Here is a 16,061-nt window from a genome sequence, read left to right as displayed (position 1 = left end):
AAAGCATAAATATATGTACACATTTTCAAGTAGATTAAAAACAATTGCATTCGTCCTGATGATCTTAGGTGTCCTTGGGATTGGCTATAGTTTTTTGACTGCACCAAAAACCGTTGAAGACGTTGAGAAAATACTAGAAGCTGACAGCCATCACGGTGGAGGTCATGCTGATGCAGCTCACCATGAAGGTGCTGCTTCTCATGATGCTCACGCTACTGCAACCGTAGAAGAAGCTCACGCCGCTCCTGCTGTTGAAGAGGCTCACGCTGAACCTGCACACGATACCGCTCATGCGGTAGTTGCTGCTGAGGCAGCTCATGAGAATCATGATACAGTTCAGGTTGTGGCTACTGTAGATGCAGCTCATGAAACTCACGCTGCTGAAGCTCACGCAGAAGCCGGTCATGATGCTCATGCAGCTCATGGCGAAGAAGTTCACGATGCACATGCAGAACACCAACACCATTTAGAACACGTTCTTGGCCAGTTACAAAACAAGCCTTGGTCTGCTGTTTATGTTGCTGCATTATTCTTTATGCTTATATCTTTAGGAGCTCTTGCTTTCTATGCTATCCAGAATGCCGCTCAGGCGGGATGGTCTCCTGTATTATTCAGGGTTATGGAAGGTATTTCAAGCTACCTTATACCTGGTGCTGTAATCGTATTCCTTTTATTAGTTGCTGGTACTTTAGATCTTCACAAAATCTTCATCTGGATGGATGCCAAGGTTGTTGCGGAAGATCACCTTATACAAGCTAAATCAGGTTACCTTAATAAAGTATTTTTCCTTATAAGGGCGGTTATCTTTATGGGTGGATGGATACTGTACCGTCAATATGCAAGAAAAAATTCTCTTGCTCAGGATGAGGCTACAGATAACAGCTATTACAAGAAAAACTTTAAAGGGTCTGCTGCATTCCTTGTATTCTTTATTGTGTCTGAATCTATCATGTCTTGGGACTGGATCATGTCTGTTGACCCGCACTGGTACAGCACACTATTCGGATGGTATGTATTTGCTAGTTTCTTCGTAAGCGGTATCACTGTAATTGCATTGGTAACACTTTACTTAAAATCTCTTGGCCACTTAGAATATGTTAATACGAGCCACATACACGATTTAGCTAAATTCATGTTTGGTATAAGTGTATTCTGGACATACCTTTGGTTCTCTCAGTTCATGCTTATATGGTATGCTGATATTCCTGAAGAGATCGTTTACTTTAAAATGCGTATAGAAAATTATAACCTTCCTTTCTTTGGTATGGTTGCAATGAACTTTGTATTCCCTGTATTGATCCTTATAAATACTGATTTCAAACGTCTGTCATGGATTATTGTTATGGCTGGTATAGTTATCCTTTGCGGTCACTATGTAGACTTCTTTAACATGATCATGCCGGCTACGGTAGGTGACCAGTGGTTTATCGGTGCAGGTGAAATAGGTGCGATATTATTCTTCCTTGGATTATTTATATTTGTTATTTTCACAGCCCTTACTAAAGCGCCGTTGTTAGCTAAACGTAATCCACTTGTTGAAGAAAGTAAGCATTTTCATTATTAATATTTAAAGAAATAAACAAATGACAAGTTTATTGATAATAGTAGTTTTAGTTTTATTAGGCATTGCAATATGGCAATTAACTAAAATATTTGACTTAACACAGGTTGGTGCTAACCGAACTGATGATGGAGATAGCGAAGTAGCTAATGACAGGGATAATAATGTTAATGGTTACCTGATGTTCGGCTTCCTTGGGTTTATCTACGTATTTACGATTTATTCTTTATGGAAATGGGGAGGACTTGTTTTAGGTACTCCGGCTTCTGAACATGGACCTCAATATGATAACCTTATGGCTATCTCTATGTGGCTTATCTTCATTACACAAACTATAACTCAGTTCCTTCTACACTATTTCAGCTTTAAATATAGAGGTGAAAAAGGCAAAGTAGCATTTTATTATGCTGATAACGATAAACTTGAATTTATCTGGACTATTATCCCGGTAATCGTTCTTGCAGGCCTTATCCTTTACGGACTTTATGCCTGGACAAACATCATGTTCATCGATGAGGAAAAAGAAGACAGTATACTTGTTGAAGTTTATGCAAAACAATTTAGCTGGGAAGTACGTTATGCCGGAGAAGACGGCGTACTAGGAAAAGCTAACGTAAGATATATTGAAGGTGTTAACACTTTAGGTGTTGATATGTCTGATCCAAATGCTCAGGATGATATCCAGGCATCTGAACTTCACCTTCCAAAAGGTAAACAGGTGATATTTAAATTCCGTTCTCAGGATGTATTGCACTCTGCTTATTTTCCTCATTTCAGGGCGCAGATGAACGTAGTTCCTGGTATGGTTACAGAATTTGCTTTTGTACCTACAGTTACTACAGATGAAATGCGTCAGGATGGCAAGATCATGAAAAAAGTGGCTCATATTAATGAGATCAGATCTAAAAAGAGCGCTGAACTTGTGGCAGAAGGTAAAACGGCTTTAGACCCTTATACATTTGACTACCTGCTTTTATGTAACAAGATATGTGGTATGTCTCACTACAATATGCAAATGAAAGTTGTTGTTGAAGACGATGCAGATTTTAAAAAATGGCTAAGCGGAAAAGAAAAATTATCTGCAGCTGTAAAAAAAGCAAAGGATGAAGCAGCAGCGGCAGCAGCTCCTGCTTCGGAAGCAGCACCTTCTAAACCGGCAGATTCGGCAGCAGCAAAAACCGATTCTACAACGGTAGCACAGGTTGAAAAAAAATAATTCTTTTTAAATATATTCAAATTAAAGAAATATGTCAGCAGTAGGACACGACGAAGTACACGGTCACGCAGATCACGGTCACCACGATGCTCACGAACATCACCATAAGGATACTTTTATAACTAAGTATATCTTTAGTATTGACCATAAGATGATCGCTAAGCAATACCTTATTACAGGTATTTTCATGGGAGTTATAGGGGTAATTATGTCTCTGTTATTCCGTATGCAAATTGCATGGCCGGAAGAGTCTTTCACAATATTTAAAGTTCTTTTAGGTGATAAATTTGCTCCGGACGGAGTAATGAAAAATGATATTTACCTGGCGCTTGTAACGATACACGGTACCATCATGGTATTCTTTGTATTGACTGCCGGATTGAGCGGTACGTTTAGTAACCTTCTTATTCCGTTACAAATTGGTGCAAGGGATATGGCATCAGGTTTTATGAACATGGTTTCATACTGGTTGTTCTTCCTTTCTGCTGTAATCATGATCGCATCTCTTTTTGTTGAAGCAGGTCCTGCATCTGCCGGATGGACAATTTATCCTCCTTTGAGTGCATTACCTCAGGCAATAGGTGGTTCTGGTACAGGTATGACGCTTTGGTTAGTTTCTATGGCTATCTTCATTGCATCATCGCTTATGGGATCTCTTAACTATGTTGTAACTGTAATTAACCTTAGGACCAAAGGTATGTCTATGACAAGACTGCCTCTTACTATCTGGGCTTTATTCATTACAGCTGTTATTGGTATCGTATCGTTCCCGGTACTACTTTCTGCAGCATTACTATTGATTTTTGACAGAAGTTTTGGTACTTCATTCTACCTTTCTGATATATTCATTTCAGGTGAGGTTCTTCACTACCAGGGAGGTTCTCCGGTATTGTTTGAGCACTTATTCTGGTTTTTAGGCCACCCTGAGGTTTACATTGTAATCCTTCCTGCGATGGGTCTTGTATCTGAAATCATGACATCAAATGCGCGTAAGCCAATCTTTGGTTACCGTGCGATGATCGCTTCTATATTAGCTATTGCATTCTTATCAACTATCGTTTGGGGTCACCACATGTTCATCTCTGGTATGAATCCATTCCTTGGTTCGGTATTTACATTTACGACATTACTTATTGCGATACCATCTGCTGTAAAAGCGTTCAACTGGATTACAACTCTTTGGAGAGGTAACCTTCAGCTTAACCCTGCGATGCTTTTCTCAATAGGATTCGTATCTACGTTCATTACAGGTGGTCTTACAGGTATTATCCTTGGAGACAGTACGCTTGACATCAACGTTCACGATACATATTTCGTTATTGCTCACTTCCACCTTGTAATGGGTATATCTGCCCTTTACGGAATGTTTGCAGGTATCTACCACTGGTACCCAAAATTATTCGGAAGGATGTTGAACAAAAACCTTGGTTATATCCACTTTTGGGTAACTGCAGTGTGTGCTTATGGGGTATTCTTTCCAATGCACTTTATCGGTATGGCAGGTCTTCCAAGACGTTACTATACAAACACCGCATTCCCATTATTTGATGACCTTGCAGACGTTAACGTAATCATCACAATGTTTGCCCTTGTAGGTGCAGCATTCCAGTTATTCTTCCTTTGGAACTTCTTCTACAGCATATTCAAAGGTAAGAGAGCGCCGCAAAACCCATGGAGAGCTAACACGCTTGAGTGGACTACTCCGGTAGAACACATCCACGGTAACTGGCCTGGAGAAATTCCTGAAGTGTACAGATGGCCTTATGACTATAGCAAACCGGGTCACGACGATGACTTTGTTCCGCAAACAGTTCCAATGAAAGAAGGAGAAGAAGAACTACATCACTAAGACTAATTCTCTCATACATACAAAAAAGAGGATGCCACATCGGTATCCTCTTTTTGTATATATGAAATTTATGACTGGTATCTCTAACCACCATAAGCGAAATACACCTACACTATTAAGTAAAGACTTAGGACTAATTGGTGCCGTGTTACAGATTATTGTTGCGTTACTGTTTATTGTTGGGGCGGGATTGCATAGGTTTTGGAAACAGTTGTAAAAACAAAAGGATGAACAACGTAGTCCATCCTAATTATTAAGTAATTATTTTCAACCTTAACAATTAATCTAAGTATTCCCTAATGGTTGAAATGTATATTTTGTTACTAACATCAAATTTTTTCATTAATAACATAGTTTCCCGCAGGGTCATTAAAAGACACATAGAACTTATTTTTAGAAAAAGTGTAAAGAACTGACATTTGTATATTTTTTTGTAAATTATTCTTCAGCACCCAATAATTTTCAGTATTATCACAAAAAGTCTTCTTTAATTCCGTTGTTGAATAATTAACGATATGTTTGTCCAATTTAAAAACGATACATCGTTCTTCATATTTCTTCAATATCGTTGCGTCTATTTTTAACTCATTGCTATATAATAAGCATACGAAATCTTCAAAACTAAAATCATTTTTATAATTGTTAAAATATATGTGTTGGAGCACGACATTATTAACTTGCATCATTTCTCCATTTTCCAAACTTATAAAGAAAATTAGAAATGCATTTGCTGGTGGTAAATCTGCATTTAATCCTTTAGAAAATGCTTTTAAATAATTTTGTGATTCCAAACATTTTTGTGACTCTGTTTTACAGCTAATCATACAAATAACTATAAAAATAAATACATATAATCTCTTCATAATTAGTCTTTAATCTCATTTTTATTTCTAACTTCAGGTTTGTACTGCCCATCAAAGGCATTTCCATTATTTGGTGGATTATCTAATTTATTAGGGTCTATTTCCTGTCCACCATATTTAGTTCTTTTAGGCAAGTCAAGAATTTTATTCATCCTATTTTGTGTCCAGACCGCTCTTATTTCTGCTGGGTCACCTGCTGTTGCCCCCTTTTTATCATTACTCATATTTCTAGTGTCCCAATCATACTGATGACGCATTTCGTGTGCTACGGTAGACATAGATTCTTCTTCGCTTTTATCTCCTGAAAAATCAAAATTCGCAATAGTTCCAACAGCATCATCTTTTCCAATTCCATACGGGTATGGGTCTACATCAGAACCTTGGCCTGCTATACCTTCTTGCATGAAATGCTTATTTTTAATTTTTTCCAAGGTTCTTAATTGATGCTTTAAAACGTCATCATCCGAAGCCTCAATAGCCCTATAGGCAGACAAGACAGTATACATTGTTTTACTCAAACCCTCTTTACCAGGATTATACCTTTTACCATTGCCATGATAAAAATTACCTCTTTTATAAGTTAATGTTTTTACTGCATTTCCTTTGTTATCTCTTATTACAAATATAAGTTCTTCACCATTTGGGTCAATCGCAATTGTTGGCATATTACCGACATATGCATACGGTGACCAATTTTTGTATTTTTCAGCTTTTGGGTCAATATTAAACCATCTTCCTATTGCAGGGTCATAATTCCTTGCTCCATAGTCATAAATGTTAAGCCCCAACTCGTCTTGCAGCTCTTTACCATTGTACTTAATCTTTTATTCCTTCGGCTTCGTTAAATAATACACAGGAATACCTGCAAGCATGATTAGCACGCCCCACCCGCAGGTGCTTGTTCGGTCCTTAAGCAGGAAGAAGCAAAAAGTAGCCGCCAGGATTATATAGATCATTGGTAATACTGGGTATCCAAAAGCTTTGTAAGGTCGTTCCGCGTTAGGTGTTTTTTTTCTTAGAATGAATATTCCGTAAATAGTCAGGATGTAAAAAATAACAACGATTATCATAACAAAGTCCAGCAGGTCGCCATATTTTCCGGTAAGGCATAAAGCCGATGCCCAAAAACACTGAAACCATAATCCCCATCCCGGTACGCTTGCCTTATTTAGGTGAGCGGCTTTTTTAAAGAAAAGGCCATCTTTTGCCATAGTGTAGTATACCCTCGCCCCAGCCATTATGAGTCCGTTATTGCACCCGAAGGTGGATATCATGATCATAATTGCTATTACGTAAGTGCCAACGCTTCCAAATATAGGATGCGAAGCCGCGATGGCTACTCGGTCTGATGCTGCAAATGCAATGGCATCGTCAGGCAGTACTGCTACATACATGATGTTAGCTGATATGTATATTATAGTTACTATAAGCGTGCCTAAGAAAAGACTGAGCCCTACATTACGTTGTGGATTTTTTATCTCCCCGGATATAAAAGTAACGCCGTTCCAGGCATCGCTCGAAAATAGTGAACCCACCATTGAGGCGGCAATTGCCGACATCAGCACGGTTCCGCCAATAGGAACCCATGAGTTGGTGTCTTTATTAAACGATTGTGCATTCCATGCATCTGTCCAGTTGGCGTTCCAGATATCTCCTTTTGCAGCAAGTACAAGTCCAAATACTATTAGACCGAACAGTGATGCAATTTTTGTGATCGTAAAGATGGTTTGTATATACTTTCCGTTCTTCACGCCCCTGCTATTGATATAACTAAGCAGTATGATTGTAGCAATTGAAACCAACTGTGCTGCATTCAGTTTAAAAGAGCCCAGATCCCACAGGATATTCTGGTCACTGAATGGCGGATAAATGTAGGCTGTAAATTTGGCGAATGCCACGCCTACAGCGGCTATTGTGCCTGTTTGTATTACAGCAAAAAAGCTCCATCCGTAAAGAAACGCGATGAGTTTATTGTAGGCCTCTTTAAGGTATACATATTGTCCGCCGGCTTTTGGGAACATGGCACTCAGTTCTCCGTAACTTACAGCGGCTATTATTGTCATAAGCCCCGATAATATCCATATCAGGATAAGCCAGCCTGTACTGCCTACATTACGCATCATATCGGCACTAACTATAAATATGCCGGATCCTATCATTGATCCTACTACCAGCATGGTGCCGTCAAGCAGGCCGAGTTCGCGTTTTAAATGGTTGTCTTCGTTATGTTCTTCCATGGTTGATGTTTGGTTTATGTCTGCTAAAGATATTTAAAATATTGTTTTTAAGACAGTAGTGGTAAATTATTGCCGACTGATAATGTATTGCCAACACTGATTTGGTATTTGCGTTATTAATTATACCTTTATTAAAAACCATACTATGAAAAATAACGGCGACAGCAATTTTAAGGTAAATGAGGAGGGAAGCCAGTTTGAGCTTCATGTACCGGGAGGTATTGCCTTTGTAGAATATTACCGTGAAGGTGAAAAGATCTTTCTTACGCATACCGAAACTCCCGAACAGCTTCGCGGAAAAGGAATTGCTGGGCGGCTTATTGAAAGGACGCTTCAGTGCATTAAAGATAATGGACTGACCCTTGTACCCCTTTGTTCTTTTGTTGCAAATTATATAAATGAACATGATGAATGGAATGATATTTTATCTGAAGGTTATCAGATGTAATACAATCCAAATTCGTTTATCTTTGCCGTATGAATGAGAATTTAGATCCTACCAACTCAAATTTTAATGCCGAAGAGCTGGACCTTGAAAAAAAATTAAGGCCACTCTCGTTTGATGATTTTACAGGACAGGCGCAGGTGCTTGAAAATCTTTTGGTGTTTGTGCAGGCTGCCAATATGCGTGGCGAAGCGCTCGACCATACGCTTTTTCACGGCCCTCCGGGTCTGGGTAAGACAACATTGGCAAATATACTTGCTAACGAGCTTGGAGTGGGAATAAAGATCACTTCGGGGCCGGTGCTCGACAAGCCCGGTGACCTGGCAGGACTGCTTACCAATCTTGACGAAAGGGATATCCTGTTTATTGACGAGATACACCGCCTTAGCCCTGTAGTAGAAGAGTACCTTTATTCGGCTATGGAAGATTTCAAAATTGATATCATGATAGAATCAGGGCCTAATGCCCGTTCGGTTCAGATAGGGCTTAACCCGTTTACATTAGTTGGCGCTACAACACGTTCAGGCTTGCTTACTGCTCCTATGCGTGCGCGTTTCGGGATATCAAGCCGACTACAATATTACACCACAGAACTGCTTACCACGATTGTAGAACGGAGCTCTGCCATATTAAAAATGCCTATTACTTTAGACGCAGCGATAGAAATTGCAGGCCGAAGCCGAGGTACACCTCGTATTGCCAATGCGCTTCTTCGCCGTGTACGTGACTTTGCCCAGATAAAAGGAAACGGCAGTATAGATGTGGAGATTGCACGTTACTCGCTTAAGGCACTGCACGTTGATGCCCATGGCCTTGACGAAATGGATAACAAGATACTAACGACCATTATCGACAAATTTAAAGGCGGCCCCGTAGGATTATCTACACTGGCAACTGCCGTATCTGAAAGTGGCGAGACGATAGAAGAGGTGTACGAACCATTCCTTATACAGGAAGGTTTTATCATCAGGACACCAAGAGGAAGGGAAGTTACCGAGAAAGCCTATAAACATTTAGGTAGGATGAAACTTGGCCCGCAGGGTGATTTGTTCGGATAATAAGATATTTAAAGTATATAGTTAGCTGTAAGTGATGAACTTACAGCTTTTTTTGTTTATCGAATTAACAGAATATTGACAGTGTGAACTGGTATGATCTCTACATTTGTAATACAAACAAAAGCAACAATTATGAGTAATGGAACCAAGATCGTAAACACCCGTCAGGAAAAAAACTGGTGGTAACGCATACTTTTGATGCTCCGGTGCAGGAAGTATGGCAGGCATGGACAGATAGTTCTTTATTAGATAAATGGTGGGCGCCCAAGCCTTATAGGGCAGATACTAAAGAACTTGACTTTAAAGTGGGAGGCAGATGGCTATATGCTATGGTTAGCCCGGAAGGAGATAAACACTGGGGCAGCGTAAAATTTACTGCAATTGAAAACGGCAGGAGCTTTAGGGCAGACAGTATTTTTAGTGATGAACGCGGAAATAAATTAGATGATTCCTCTGTAGGGCACTGGACAAATAGGTTTGAAGAAAACGACGGCAGGACGGATGCAATTATAGAACTTGCTTTTGACAATGAACAAGACCTGGAAAAAATAGTTGCAATGGGCTTTAAAGAAGGGTTTACTATGGGGCTCTCTAACCTGGACGAATTGCTCTCTCAATCGTAATCCGGATTTTAAATATACCGCTCCGCTATGGAGCGGCTTTGTTTTACAGAAGTTGCCTACCTTTGCAAAATATAGCGATGGGCGACGAGAGTGATAAACAACAAAGAAAAATATACTGCATTTATTAAGGCTGAGGCAAAACGCCTTGGTTTTATGTCGTGCGGCATTTCTAAAGCGGGTTTTCTCGAAGAGGAAGCGCCCCGTCTGGAAGCATGGCTTAAAGCCAACCGTAACGGGCAGATGTGGTATATGGAAAATAACTTTGATAAAAGGTTAGACCCTACACTGCTAGTGGATGACGCTAAAAGTGTTGTATCACTATTGCTGAATTACTACCCCCATGAAACTCAGGCCGATGATACCTTCAAGATATCAAAGTATGCTTACGGCCAGGATTATCATTTTGTGATCAAGGAAAAGCTTAAAGAACTGCTATTCTCTATTCAGTCAGAAATAGGGGAGGTAAGCGGAAGGGCTTTTGTAGATTCGGCTCCTGTGCTGGATAAAGCATGGGCAGCAAAGAGTGGGTTAGGCTGGATAGGAAAAAACAGCAACCTGTTGAGTAAACAGGTTGGCTCGTTCTTTTTTATTGCTGAACTTATCATTGATCTTGATCTGGAATACGACCATGCAGTAACCAATCACTGCGGAAGCTGTACTGCGTGCATAGATACCTGCCCTACACAGGCCATCATTCAGCCATATGTGGTAGATGGCAGCAAATGCATCTCTTATTTTACTATAGAACTTAAGGAAAACCTGCCTAACGAGATGAAAGGCAAGTTTGATGAATGGGCCTTTGGCTGCGATATCTGTCAGGACGTCTGCCCGTGGAACCGTTTTTCAAAACCGCATAGCGAACCGTTATTTAATCCTCACCCAGACTTACTTTCCTTAACCAAAAAAGACTGGGAAGAAATTACCGAAGATACATTCAGGGCTGTTTTTAAAAATTCGGCAGTAAAGCGTACAAAATTTGAAGGGCTTAAAAGAAACATAGATTTCCTCAAGCCCTGACAAGTCTAACTACTCAAAAAAGCACATCTCGAAAAGAATATAGTGCTCAATGCCAAATTCTGTTCCCCATTCCTCAATATCCTTACCGCTGCTTTCTACTGCGCAATAATATTTATTGCCTTTTTCCTGATAGGGTAAAATAAAAGCAAAGGCATAAAAAGGTTTTCCGGGTTTTACAGTAGCCAGCCTGTCAAGAATTCTAAGGCTGTATTCATCGGTGTCTACTGCCAGAAAATTGTTATGGATAGAAAGCCGGTCAAATAGAAACTCAACTTTAAGGCTTCTGTCACTCGACTTTCCTCCCATGACAGAAAAAGCAAGTGTATCGGTATTGATGGGCTCAAAATAACTGCTTTTTTGTGTATTAAAGAGTGTGTCTGTTTTCTTGATTTTTCCATTCCATATTTCTTTGGAAACAACATAGTAATACTTGCCTTTTAATTCTTTGCCCGAAAACCTTGCTTTTTCATAATGTATGCCCTGCCACGAAGCTAACCTATACATATCCTTACTGCCCCAAGGCTGCGGATCTCCCGTCATTTTAATAGAAGATTCCTTTTTTTGTGCTGTAGCTGCGACGCAAAAAAATAGAAGTATAAATAAATACTCTGTAAGATTTGTTCTTTTTTTCATGAGTTGGATGATTGGTTTGTAAGGCAAATGTATATTGCAGGATGATGCATTAAGGTTAATAAGTCTTTAACAGGGTTAATTAGTGTTAACAAAAACTCTTCTGCTGATTTTTAAATTCTATTTTTGATGCTGTATGAAAAGAAAAATTAGCATCATATTTATCCTTATGTCGCTTTGTGTTGTCATAATAACAGCGCTTCAGGCTTATTACAGCTACACTAACTACAGGGCAGCTGAAAAGGTATTTAAAAAAGATGCTAATGAAGCTTTGCAGGAGGCGGTGGATAGTGCTTTTAGCATAAGGCGCGAAATGGTAGTAAAAGAATTTGTTGGATGGCTTTCTGACACTACAATTATAAAGCTCAGCTGTAAGTGGAATCCTGATCAAAAAGCAACACAGTTTACTATAGAAGAAGTAAATCCATCGCCTAATGCCGTAGCACAGAATACGATCACTATGAGTATAAGTGATTTTTCCCAACAGCATGATACATTAACTACTGAGGCCAGAGAATTTTTTATTTCTCATATGGGCGGTGTTGTTCGGGATGAACTTAAAAAAGGTGTAGTTTGGTTTTTTACTTCGGATTTAGGCGAACGGCTTGATAAAGCATATATACAAACACCAATCAAAATTGAGCTTGTAGAGCAGCAATATAAACGGGCTCTAAAAAGAGCAGATATCACTCTGCCTTTTAGCTTTATTGCAAAAGGAAGGTCTAAAGACGAATTTGTTACCCAAAAAGTCAATATATCAACATCTAAAGCGAAACGACTTATAAGTGCTTCCTTTAAAGATACCGATGCCTATCTGCTTGGCAGGTTGAAATGGGTTATAATGACTTCTTTATTGCTTATAGTCATTACACTCGGCTGTTTTTGGTACACGCTCAGAACCCTTTTTAACCAGGAAAAATTCAGCAGGTTGAAAGATGATTTCATTAGTAATATGACGCATGAGATCCATTCGCCATTAAGTTCGGTTATGATAACGGCCGAAGCCATGAAGGAATTTGATATGACCAAAGAAGAACGCGACAGTTACGCAGATATCATTGTGCACCAGTCTAAAAAGCTGGCATCGCTTGCAGATGAAATACTCGCGGGCGCAAAATTGGAAAAGAAAGGCATAAGTTTAGAAGATACTATAGATTTGAAAAAACTTTTAGAAGAAGTTTCCAAATCCAATAATGGCAAAGCGGTTATACATCATTATGCCAATGCAGTTGTCTTAAAAGGCAATGAGGGGCATTTTGAGAGAGCAATAATCAATGTGGTTGATAATGCCGTAAAATACAATGAAAGTGATGAGATTAAGATTGCTGTCAGTGCTGTTAGTAAAGATGGCGTAATAGAAATAACTATTGCGGATAATGGGCCGGGTATTCCTGATGCGTATAAAACAAAAGTGTTTGATAAATTTTACCGTATACCTACGGGTAATGTGCATAACGTTAAAGGTTATGGCCTTGGACTTAGTTATGTAAAAAAAGTAATACTGGCACATAAGGGAACCGTTACAATAAAAGATAATAACCCTTCAGGCACCATATTTATAATCAGGATTCCGTATGAAGCATAGGATACTTTTAGCAGAAGACGAACCTTTTTTAGGAAAGGTGATAAAGGAAAGCCTTGAGAAAAAAGGTTATGACGTAATGTTGGCTTCAGATGGAAAACAGGCATGGAGCCTTTTTAGCACTCACGATTTTTCGCTATGCATTCTCGATGTGATGATGCCTTATAAAGATGGCTTTATGCTTGCCGTACAGATAAGGGAAGACAATCGTAAAATACCGATCATGTTCCTTACAGCAAAAGCAGATATAAAGGATGTCGAGCAGGGGTATGCCAGTGGCGGTAATGACTATCTTCGGAAACCCTTTAGCCTGGAAGAACTTTTTCTAAGAGTGGCAGAGCTGATAAAAAGAAGTACTATTACAGAACTAGATTCAGACGAGCTGAAAATAGGCAGTTATACATTTTTGCCCAAACGGCAGGAACTTATTAATGTTGAAAATGTGCCTGTAAAACTTTCGTATAAGGAATCAAGGCTATTAGAAATGCTTTTAGAAAACAGGAATAATGTGCTCGACAGGAAGGCGGCGCTCATAAAGCTTTGGGGCGACGATAATTTCTTTAACACCCGCAATATGGATGTATATATAACAAAGCTGCGCAAGAAACTGCAAAATGATGAAACAGTAGCAATAGTAAACATAAGGGGATATGGCTACAAACTTATCTGTTAAAACAAAAAATATGGGGTTCAAACATTTTTTCAAAGCTAAAGCTTATTGGTCTAAAGGCGAAAAAAGCGAAAACATAAAAACATACAGCAGAAACCATACTGTCATAATAGAAGGCAAGCCTGTTTTAAATATGTCGGCTGCAAAAGCATTTAAAGGCGATGCAGCATTATATAATCCTGAGGATATGCTATTGAGCAGTCTTGTTTCCTGCCACATGATGTCATACCTGTATGTGTGTGCGCAAACCGGAATTGAAGTACTCTCATACGCTGATGATGCTATAGCTACTCTTGTTGTAGAATCCGATGGATCAGGCCGTTTTACAGGCGTTACGCTAAACCCAAAAGTAATTATAGCAAATACCGAGAGGATTGACGAAGCACTGGAACTGCATAAAAAAGCAAATAAGTTATGCTTTATTGCCAACTCCTGTAATTTTCCGATAGAACATAATCCTATTTGCGAGACTGAATAAAAAATGCCCGGCTATAAACCGGGCATCTTCATTTTTATAAGTATTATTTTTTACTCGCTATCCATTTGTTAATTTTTCCCTCCAGTACTTTTAGCGGAAGGCATCCTGCATCAAGCACCTGGTTATGGAATTCTTTAATACTGAATTTTGAGCCTAATTCTTTCTCTGCTTTAGTGCGCAGTTCACGAATCTTCAGCTGGCCTATCTTATAGGATAACGCCTGCCCGGGAATGGCCATGTAGCGCTCAATTTCGGCGATGATGCTTTCGGCAGGTTCTGCTTCATTTTCCATAGAATATTTAATAGCCTGTTCCCTTGTCCATCCTTTAGTATGCAGTCCGGTGTCTACAACCAGGCGGATGGCGCGGTGCATTTCGGCACTTAGCATTCCAAAGTATTGGTAAGGATCGGTATATAAGCCAAGTTCTTTACCAAGGGATTCGGTGTATAATGCCCAGCCTTCGCCATAGGCATTAAACCATATTGTTTTCCTGAATTCCGGCAGGTCTTTGTTTTCCTGCTGAAGTGACACCTGGTAATGGTGTCCCGGAATTGCCTCATGAAGAAAAAGATCTTCATCGGCATAATAGTTGTATTTTTTTACATCGGGTATGGGTACATAAAAAATCCCCGGACGTGTACCATCTACAGAACCCTGGTTGTATTCTGCACTCGCCGATGCCTCGCGGAAGGCTTCTGTTCTCCTTACTTCAAAAGCTGTTTTTGGCTTCAGGTCAAAAAGCTTTTCAAGGTTGGGTTTCATTTTTTCGTGAATGGCGTTAAAGTTATCGATAACCTGTTGCGGCTCGTTAAAAGGCATAAGCTCTTTCTTGTTGCGAACATAGTTGAAGAAATCCTTAAGCGGACCTTTAAAGCCTACCTGTGTTTTTACCTTTTCCATTTCTGCCGAAAGGCGTGCCACTTCCTTAAGTCCTAACTGATGGATATCATCGGCATTCATATCGGTAGTGGTGTATCGTTTTATAAGATGTTTGTAATATTTGTCGCCGTCAGGAATGGCAGAGATGCCGCTGGTAGCACGGCTCACTTTTAAATAATCTGTGCTTGTATAATTATACAGATTTTTAAAAGATGGTATAAGCTTGTTTTTTAGGATAGCAGTAAATTTATCTGTCAGCTCTTTCTTTTCGGCATCGGTAAACGAATCAGGAAATTGTTTTACCGGGCTGTACAGCAAATGAGAGGCAGCATCTTCGTTTGCCATATCTTTTAACTGAGGGATCATCTTTTCGGTAAGCGATTTTGGCAACACATAACCTTTGGCAGCCCCTTCTTTCATGCGCTCTTGTACAGATTTTAGGTATCTATTAAAATCGTCCAGTCTTTCCAGCCAGTTGTTATAATCCTTTACAGTTTTAAAAGGCTGTGCACCGGCTCCGCTTCCCCATTGGCCCATAGTAAGTATCGGACTTGTAAACTGATTGATTGGAAGCAGCTGTTCATTAAAACTCCATTGTTCAAGGTTAAGGTCGCATTCCCAAAGCAAAAGTTCCTTAGTTATCCTGTCATTTTCAGATAATTCTTCGTCTTTAAATTTTGAAACACTATTCTTATATTTTGTAAAAAAAGCTTTTACATCTGCAATGTACGTATCACTTAGGGTATTAGGATAGCTGTCGTTGTAGCGGTCGTCACCCGCTGTTGTAGCTTCCCACGGGAACAGTTCCAGTCTTCCTTCGTGATATTCTTTGGCTAACATGTTCAGTTCCTTGTTAGGTAATTGCATTTCATCTTGCTTCTTTTCGCAGGAAAGTAAAATTATGCTAAGCGCAAAAAGCAATAAAAAAGTTTTTTTCATGGATAGTTGGCGT

General features: G+C 39.5%; 15 protein-coding genes. 10 read left to right on the top strand and 5 right to left on the bottom strand.

What is annotated here, in order from left to right; all coding sequences use genetic code 11:
- Positions 1-13: 13 nt before the first annotated feature.
- From R1T16_RS17820 to R1T16_RS17810, 3 genes are read left to right on the top strand one after another with little or no spacing between them, the layout of a single operon-like run.
- On the top strand, positions 14-1,564 hold the full coding sequence (locus R1T16_RS17820; RefSeq protein ID WP_317502489.1) for a quinol:cytochrome C oxidoreductase: 1,551 nt from the start codon (positions 14-16) through the stop codon (positions 1,562-1,564).
- A 19-nt stretch (positions 1,565-1,583) separates the two neighbouring features.
- Entirely contained in the window at positions 1,584-2,777 is a 1,194-nt protein-coding gene (locus R1T16_RS17815) for a cytochrome c oxidase subunit II (RefSeq protein ID WP_317502488.1), read from the top strand.
- A 31-nt stretch (positions 2,778-2,808) separates the two neighbouring features.
- Complete coding sequence (locus R1T16_RS17810; protein WP_317502487.1) at positions 2,809-4,626, top strand: cbb3-type cytochrome c oxidase subunit I; 1,818 nt, start codon at positions 2,809-2,811, stop codon at positions 4,624-4,626.
- Positions 4,627-4,955: 329 nt separating this feature from the next.
- On the opposite strand, the gene R1T16_RS17805 is transcribed toward R1T16_RS17810, so the two are convergent.
- The 3 genes from R1T16_RS17805 to R1T16_RS17795 are packed head-to-tail and all read right to left on the bottom strand — an operon-like array spanning position 4,956 to position 7,726.
- On the bottom strand, positions 4,956-5,489 hold the full coding sequence (locus tag R1T16_RS17805) for a hypothetical protein (RefSeq protein WP_317502486.1): 534 nt from the start codon (positions 5,487-5,489) through the stop codon (positions 4,956-4,958).
- 2 nt (positions 5,490-5,491) lie between these two features.
- Positions 5,492-6,310: an RHS repeat-associated core domain-containing protein gene (locus tag R1T16_RS17800; protein WP_317502526.1), complete on the bottom strand. Its 819-nt coding sequence runs from the start codon at positions 6,308-6,310 to the stop codon at positions 5,492-5,494.
- 3 nt (positions 6,311-6,313) lie between these two features.
- Positions 6,314-7,726 carry an APC family permease gene (locus R1T16_RS17795; protein WP_317502485.1) on the bottom strand — a complete coding sequence of 471 codons (1,413 nt, stop codon included), beginning with the start codon at positions 7,724-7,726 and terminating at the stop codon, positions 6,314-6,316.
- Positions 7,727-7,871: 145 nt separating this feature from the next.
- On the opposite strand from R1T16_RS17795, the gene R1T16_RS17790 reads away from it, so the two are divergent.
- From R1T16_RS17790 to queG, 4 genes are all read left to right on the top strand, one after another.
- Complete coding sequence (locus R1T16_RS17790) at positions 7,872-8,174, top strand: GNAT family N-acetyltransferase (protein ID WP_317502484.1); 303 nt, start codon at positions 7,872-7,874, stop codon at positions 8,172-8,174.
- Positions 8,175-8,203: 29 nt separating this feature from the next.
- The gene (gene ruvB / locus R1T16_RS17785; protein ID WP_317502483.1) at positions 8,204-9,229 is read left to right on the top strand and encodes a Holliday junction branch migration DNA helicase RuvB; all 1,026 of its coding nucleotides are present in this window, start codon (positions 8,204-8,206) and stop codon (positions 9,227-9,229) included.
- 179 nt (positions 9,230-9,408) lie between these two features.
- Positions 9,409-9,852 carry an SRPBCC domain-containing protein gene (locus R1T16_RS17780; protein WP_317502482.1) on the top strand — a complete coding sequence of 148 codons (444 nt, stop codon included), beginning with the start codon at positions 9,409-9,411 and terminating at the stop codon, positions 9,850-9,852.
- A gap of 90 nt (positions 9,853-9,942) precedes the next feature.
- Positions 9,943-10,869, top strand: coding sequence for a tRNA epoxyqueuosine(34) reductase QueG (queG, locus tag R1T16_RS17775; RefSeq protein ID WP_317502481.1), 927 nt, complete (start codon positions 9,943-9,945; stop codon positions 10,867-10,869).
- A 9-nt stretch (positions 10,870-10,878) separates the two neighbouring features.
- On the opposite strand, the gene R1T16_RS17770 is transcribed toward queG, so the two are convergent.
- Positions 10,879-11,502, bottom strand: a complete 624-nt coding sequence (locus tag R1T16_RS17770) for a hypothetical protein (protein WP_317502480.1) — start codon at positions 11,500-11,502, stop codon at positions 10,879-10,881.
- A 133-nt stretch (positions 11,503-11,635) separates the two neighbouring features.
- On the opposite strand from R1T16_RS17770, the gene R1T16_RS17765 reads away from it, so the two are divergent.
- Genes R1T16_RS17765 through R1T16_RS17755 form a run of 3 tightly spaced genes read left to right on the top strand, consistent with a single transcriptional unit; the run spans position 11,636 to position 14,229 of the window.
- Positions 11,636-13,084 (top strand): HAMP domain-containing sensor histidine kinase, encoded by a 1,449-nt coding sequence (locus R1T16_RS17765; protein WP_317502479.1) that lies wholly within the window; start codon positions 11,636-11,638, stop codon positions 13,082-13,084.
- The gene (locus tag R1T16_RS17760) at positions 13,074-13,754 is read left to right on the top strand and encodes a response regulator transcription factor (RefSeq protein WP_317502478.1); all 681 of its coding nucleotides are present in this window, start codon (positions 13,074-13,076) and stop codon (positions 13,752-13,754) included. The genes R1T16_RS17765 and R1T16_RS17760 overlap by 11 nt, the downstream gene beginning before the upstream one ends.
- A gap of 10 nt (positions 13,755-13,764) precedes the next feature.
- Positions 13,765-14,229: an OsmC family protein gene (locus R1T16_RS17755; RefSeq protein WP_317502477.1), complete on the top strand. Its 465-nt coding sequence runs from the start codon at positions 13,765-13,767 to the stop codon at positions 14,227-14,229.
- Between the two features lie 43 nt (positions 14,230-14,272).
- On the opposite strand, the gene R1T16_RS17750 is transcribed toward R1T16_RS17755, so the two are convergent.
- On the bottom strand, positions 14,273-16,048 hold the full coding sequence (locus R1T16_RS17750) for a DUF885 domain-containing protein (protein WP_317502476.1): 1,776 nt from the start codon (positions 16,046-16,048) through the stop codon (positions 14,273-14,275).
- Positions 16,049-16,061: the final 13 nt, after the last annotated feature.

The sequence above is a fragment of the Flavobacterium sp. DG1-102-2 genome, assembly GCF_033042555.1.
In the GTDB taxonomy this organism is placed as follows: Bacteria; Bacteroidota; Bacteroidia; order Flavobacteriales; family Flavobacteriaceae; genus Flavobacterium.
Note: the sequence above shows the minus strand (reverse complement) of the source record. Positions and strands in the feature narration are given on the sequence as shown.

What these genes read in the sequence shown, in the direction of transcription:
- R1T16_RS17820 (WP_317502489.1), top strand. Translation starts at nt 14, where the DNA reads ATGTACACATTTTCAAGTAGATTAAAAACAATTGCATTCGTCCTGATG.
- R1T16_RS17815 (WP_317502488.1), top strand. Translation starts at nt 1,584, where the DNA reads ATGACAAGTTTATTGATAATAGTAGTTTTAGTTTTATTAGGCATTGCA.
- R1T16_RS17810 (WP_317502487.1), top strand. Translation starts at nt 2,809, where the DNA reads ATGTCAGCAGTAGGACACGACGAAGTACACGGTCACGCAGATCACGGT.
- R1T16_RS17805 (WP_317502486.1), bottom strand. Translation starts at nt 5,489, where the DNA reads ATGAAGAGATTATATGTATTTATTTTTATAGTTATTTGTATGATTAGC.
- R1T16_RS17795 (WP_317502485.1), bottom strand. Translation starts at nt 7,726, where the DNA reads ATGGAAGAACATAACGAAGACAACCATTTAAAACGCGAACTCGGCCTG.
- R1T16_RS17790 (WP_317502484.1), top strand. Translation starts at nt 7,872, where the DNA reads ATGAAAAATAACGGCGACAGCAATTTTAAGGTAAATGAGGAGGGAAGC.
- ruvB (WP_317502483.1), top strand. Translation starts at nt 8,204, where the DNA reads ATGAATGAGAATTTAGATCCTACCAACTCAAATTTTAATGCCGAAGAG.
- R1T16_RS17770 (WP_317502480.1), bottom strand. Translation starts at nt 11,502, where the DNA reads ATGAAAAAAAGAACAAATCTTACAGAGTATTTATTTATACTTCTATTT.
- R1T16_RS17765 (WP_317502479.1), top strand. Translation starts at nt 11,636, where the DNA reads ATGAAAAGAAAAATTAGCATCATATTTATCCTTATGTCGCTTTGTGTT.
- R1T16_RS17760 (WP_317502478.1), top strand. Translation starts at nt 13,074, where the DNA reads ATGAAGCATAGGATACTTTTAGCAGAAGACGAACCTTTTTTAGGAAAG.
- R1T16_RS17755 (WP_317502477.1), top strand. Translation starts at nt 13,765, where the DNA reads ATGGGGTTCAAACATTTTTTCAAAGCTAAAGCTTATTGGTCTAAAGGC.
- R1T16_RS17750 (WP_317502476.1), bottom strand. Translation starts at nt 16,048, where the DNA reads ATGAAAAAAACTTTTTTATTGCTTTTTGCGCTTAGCATAATTTTACTT.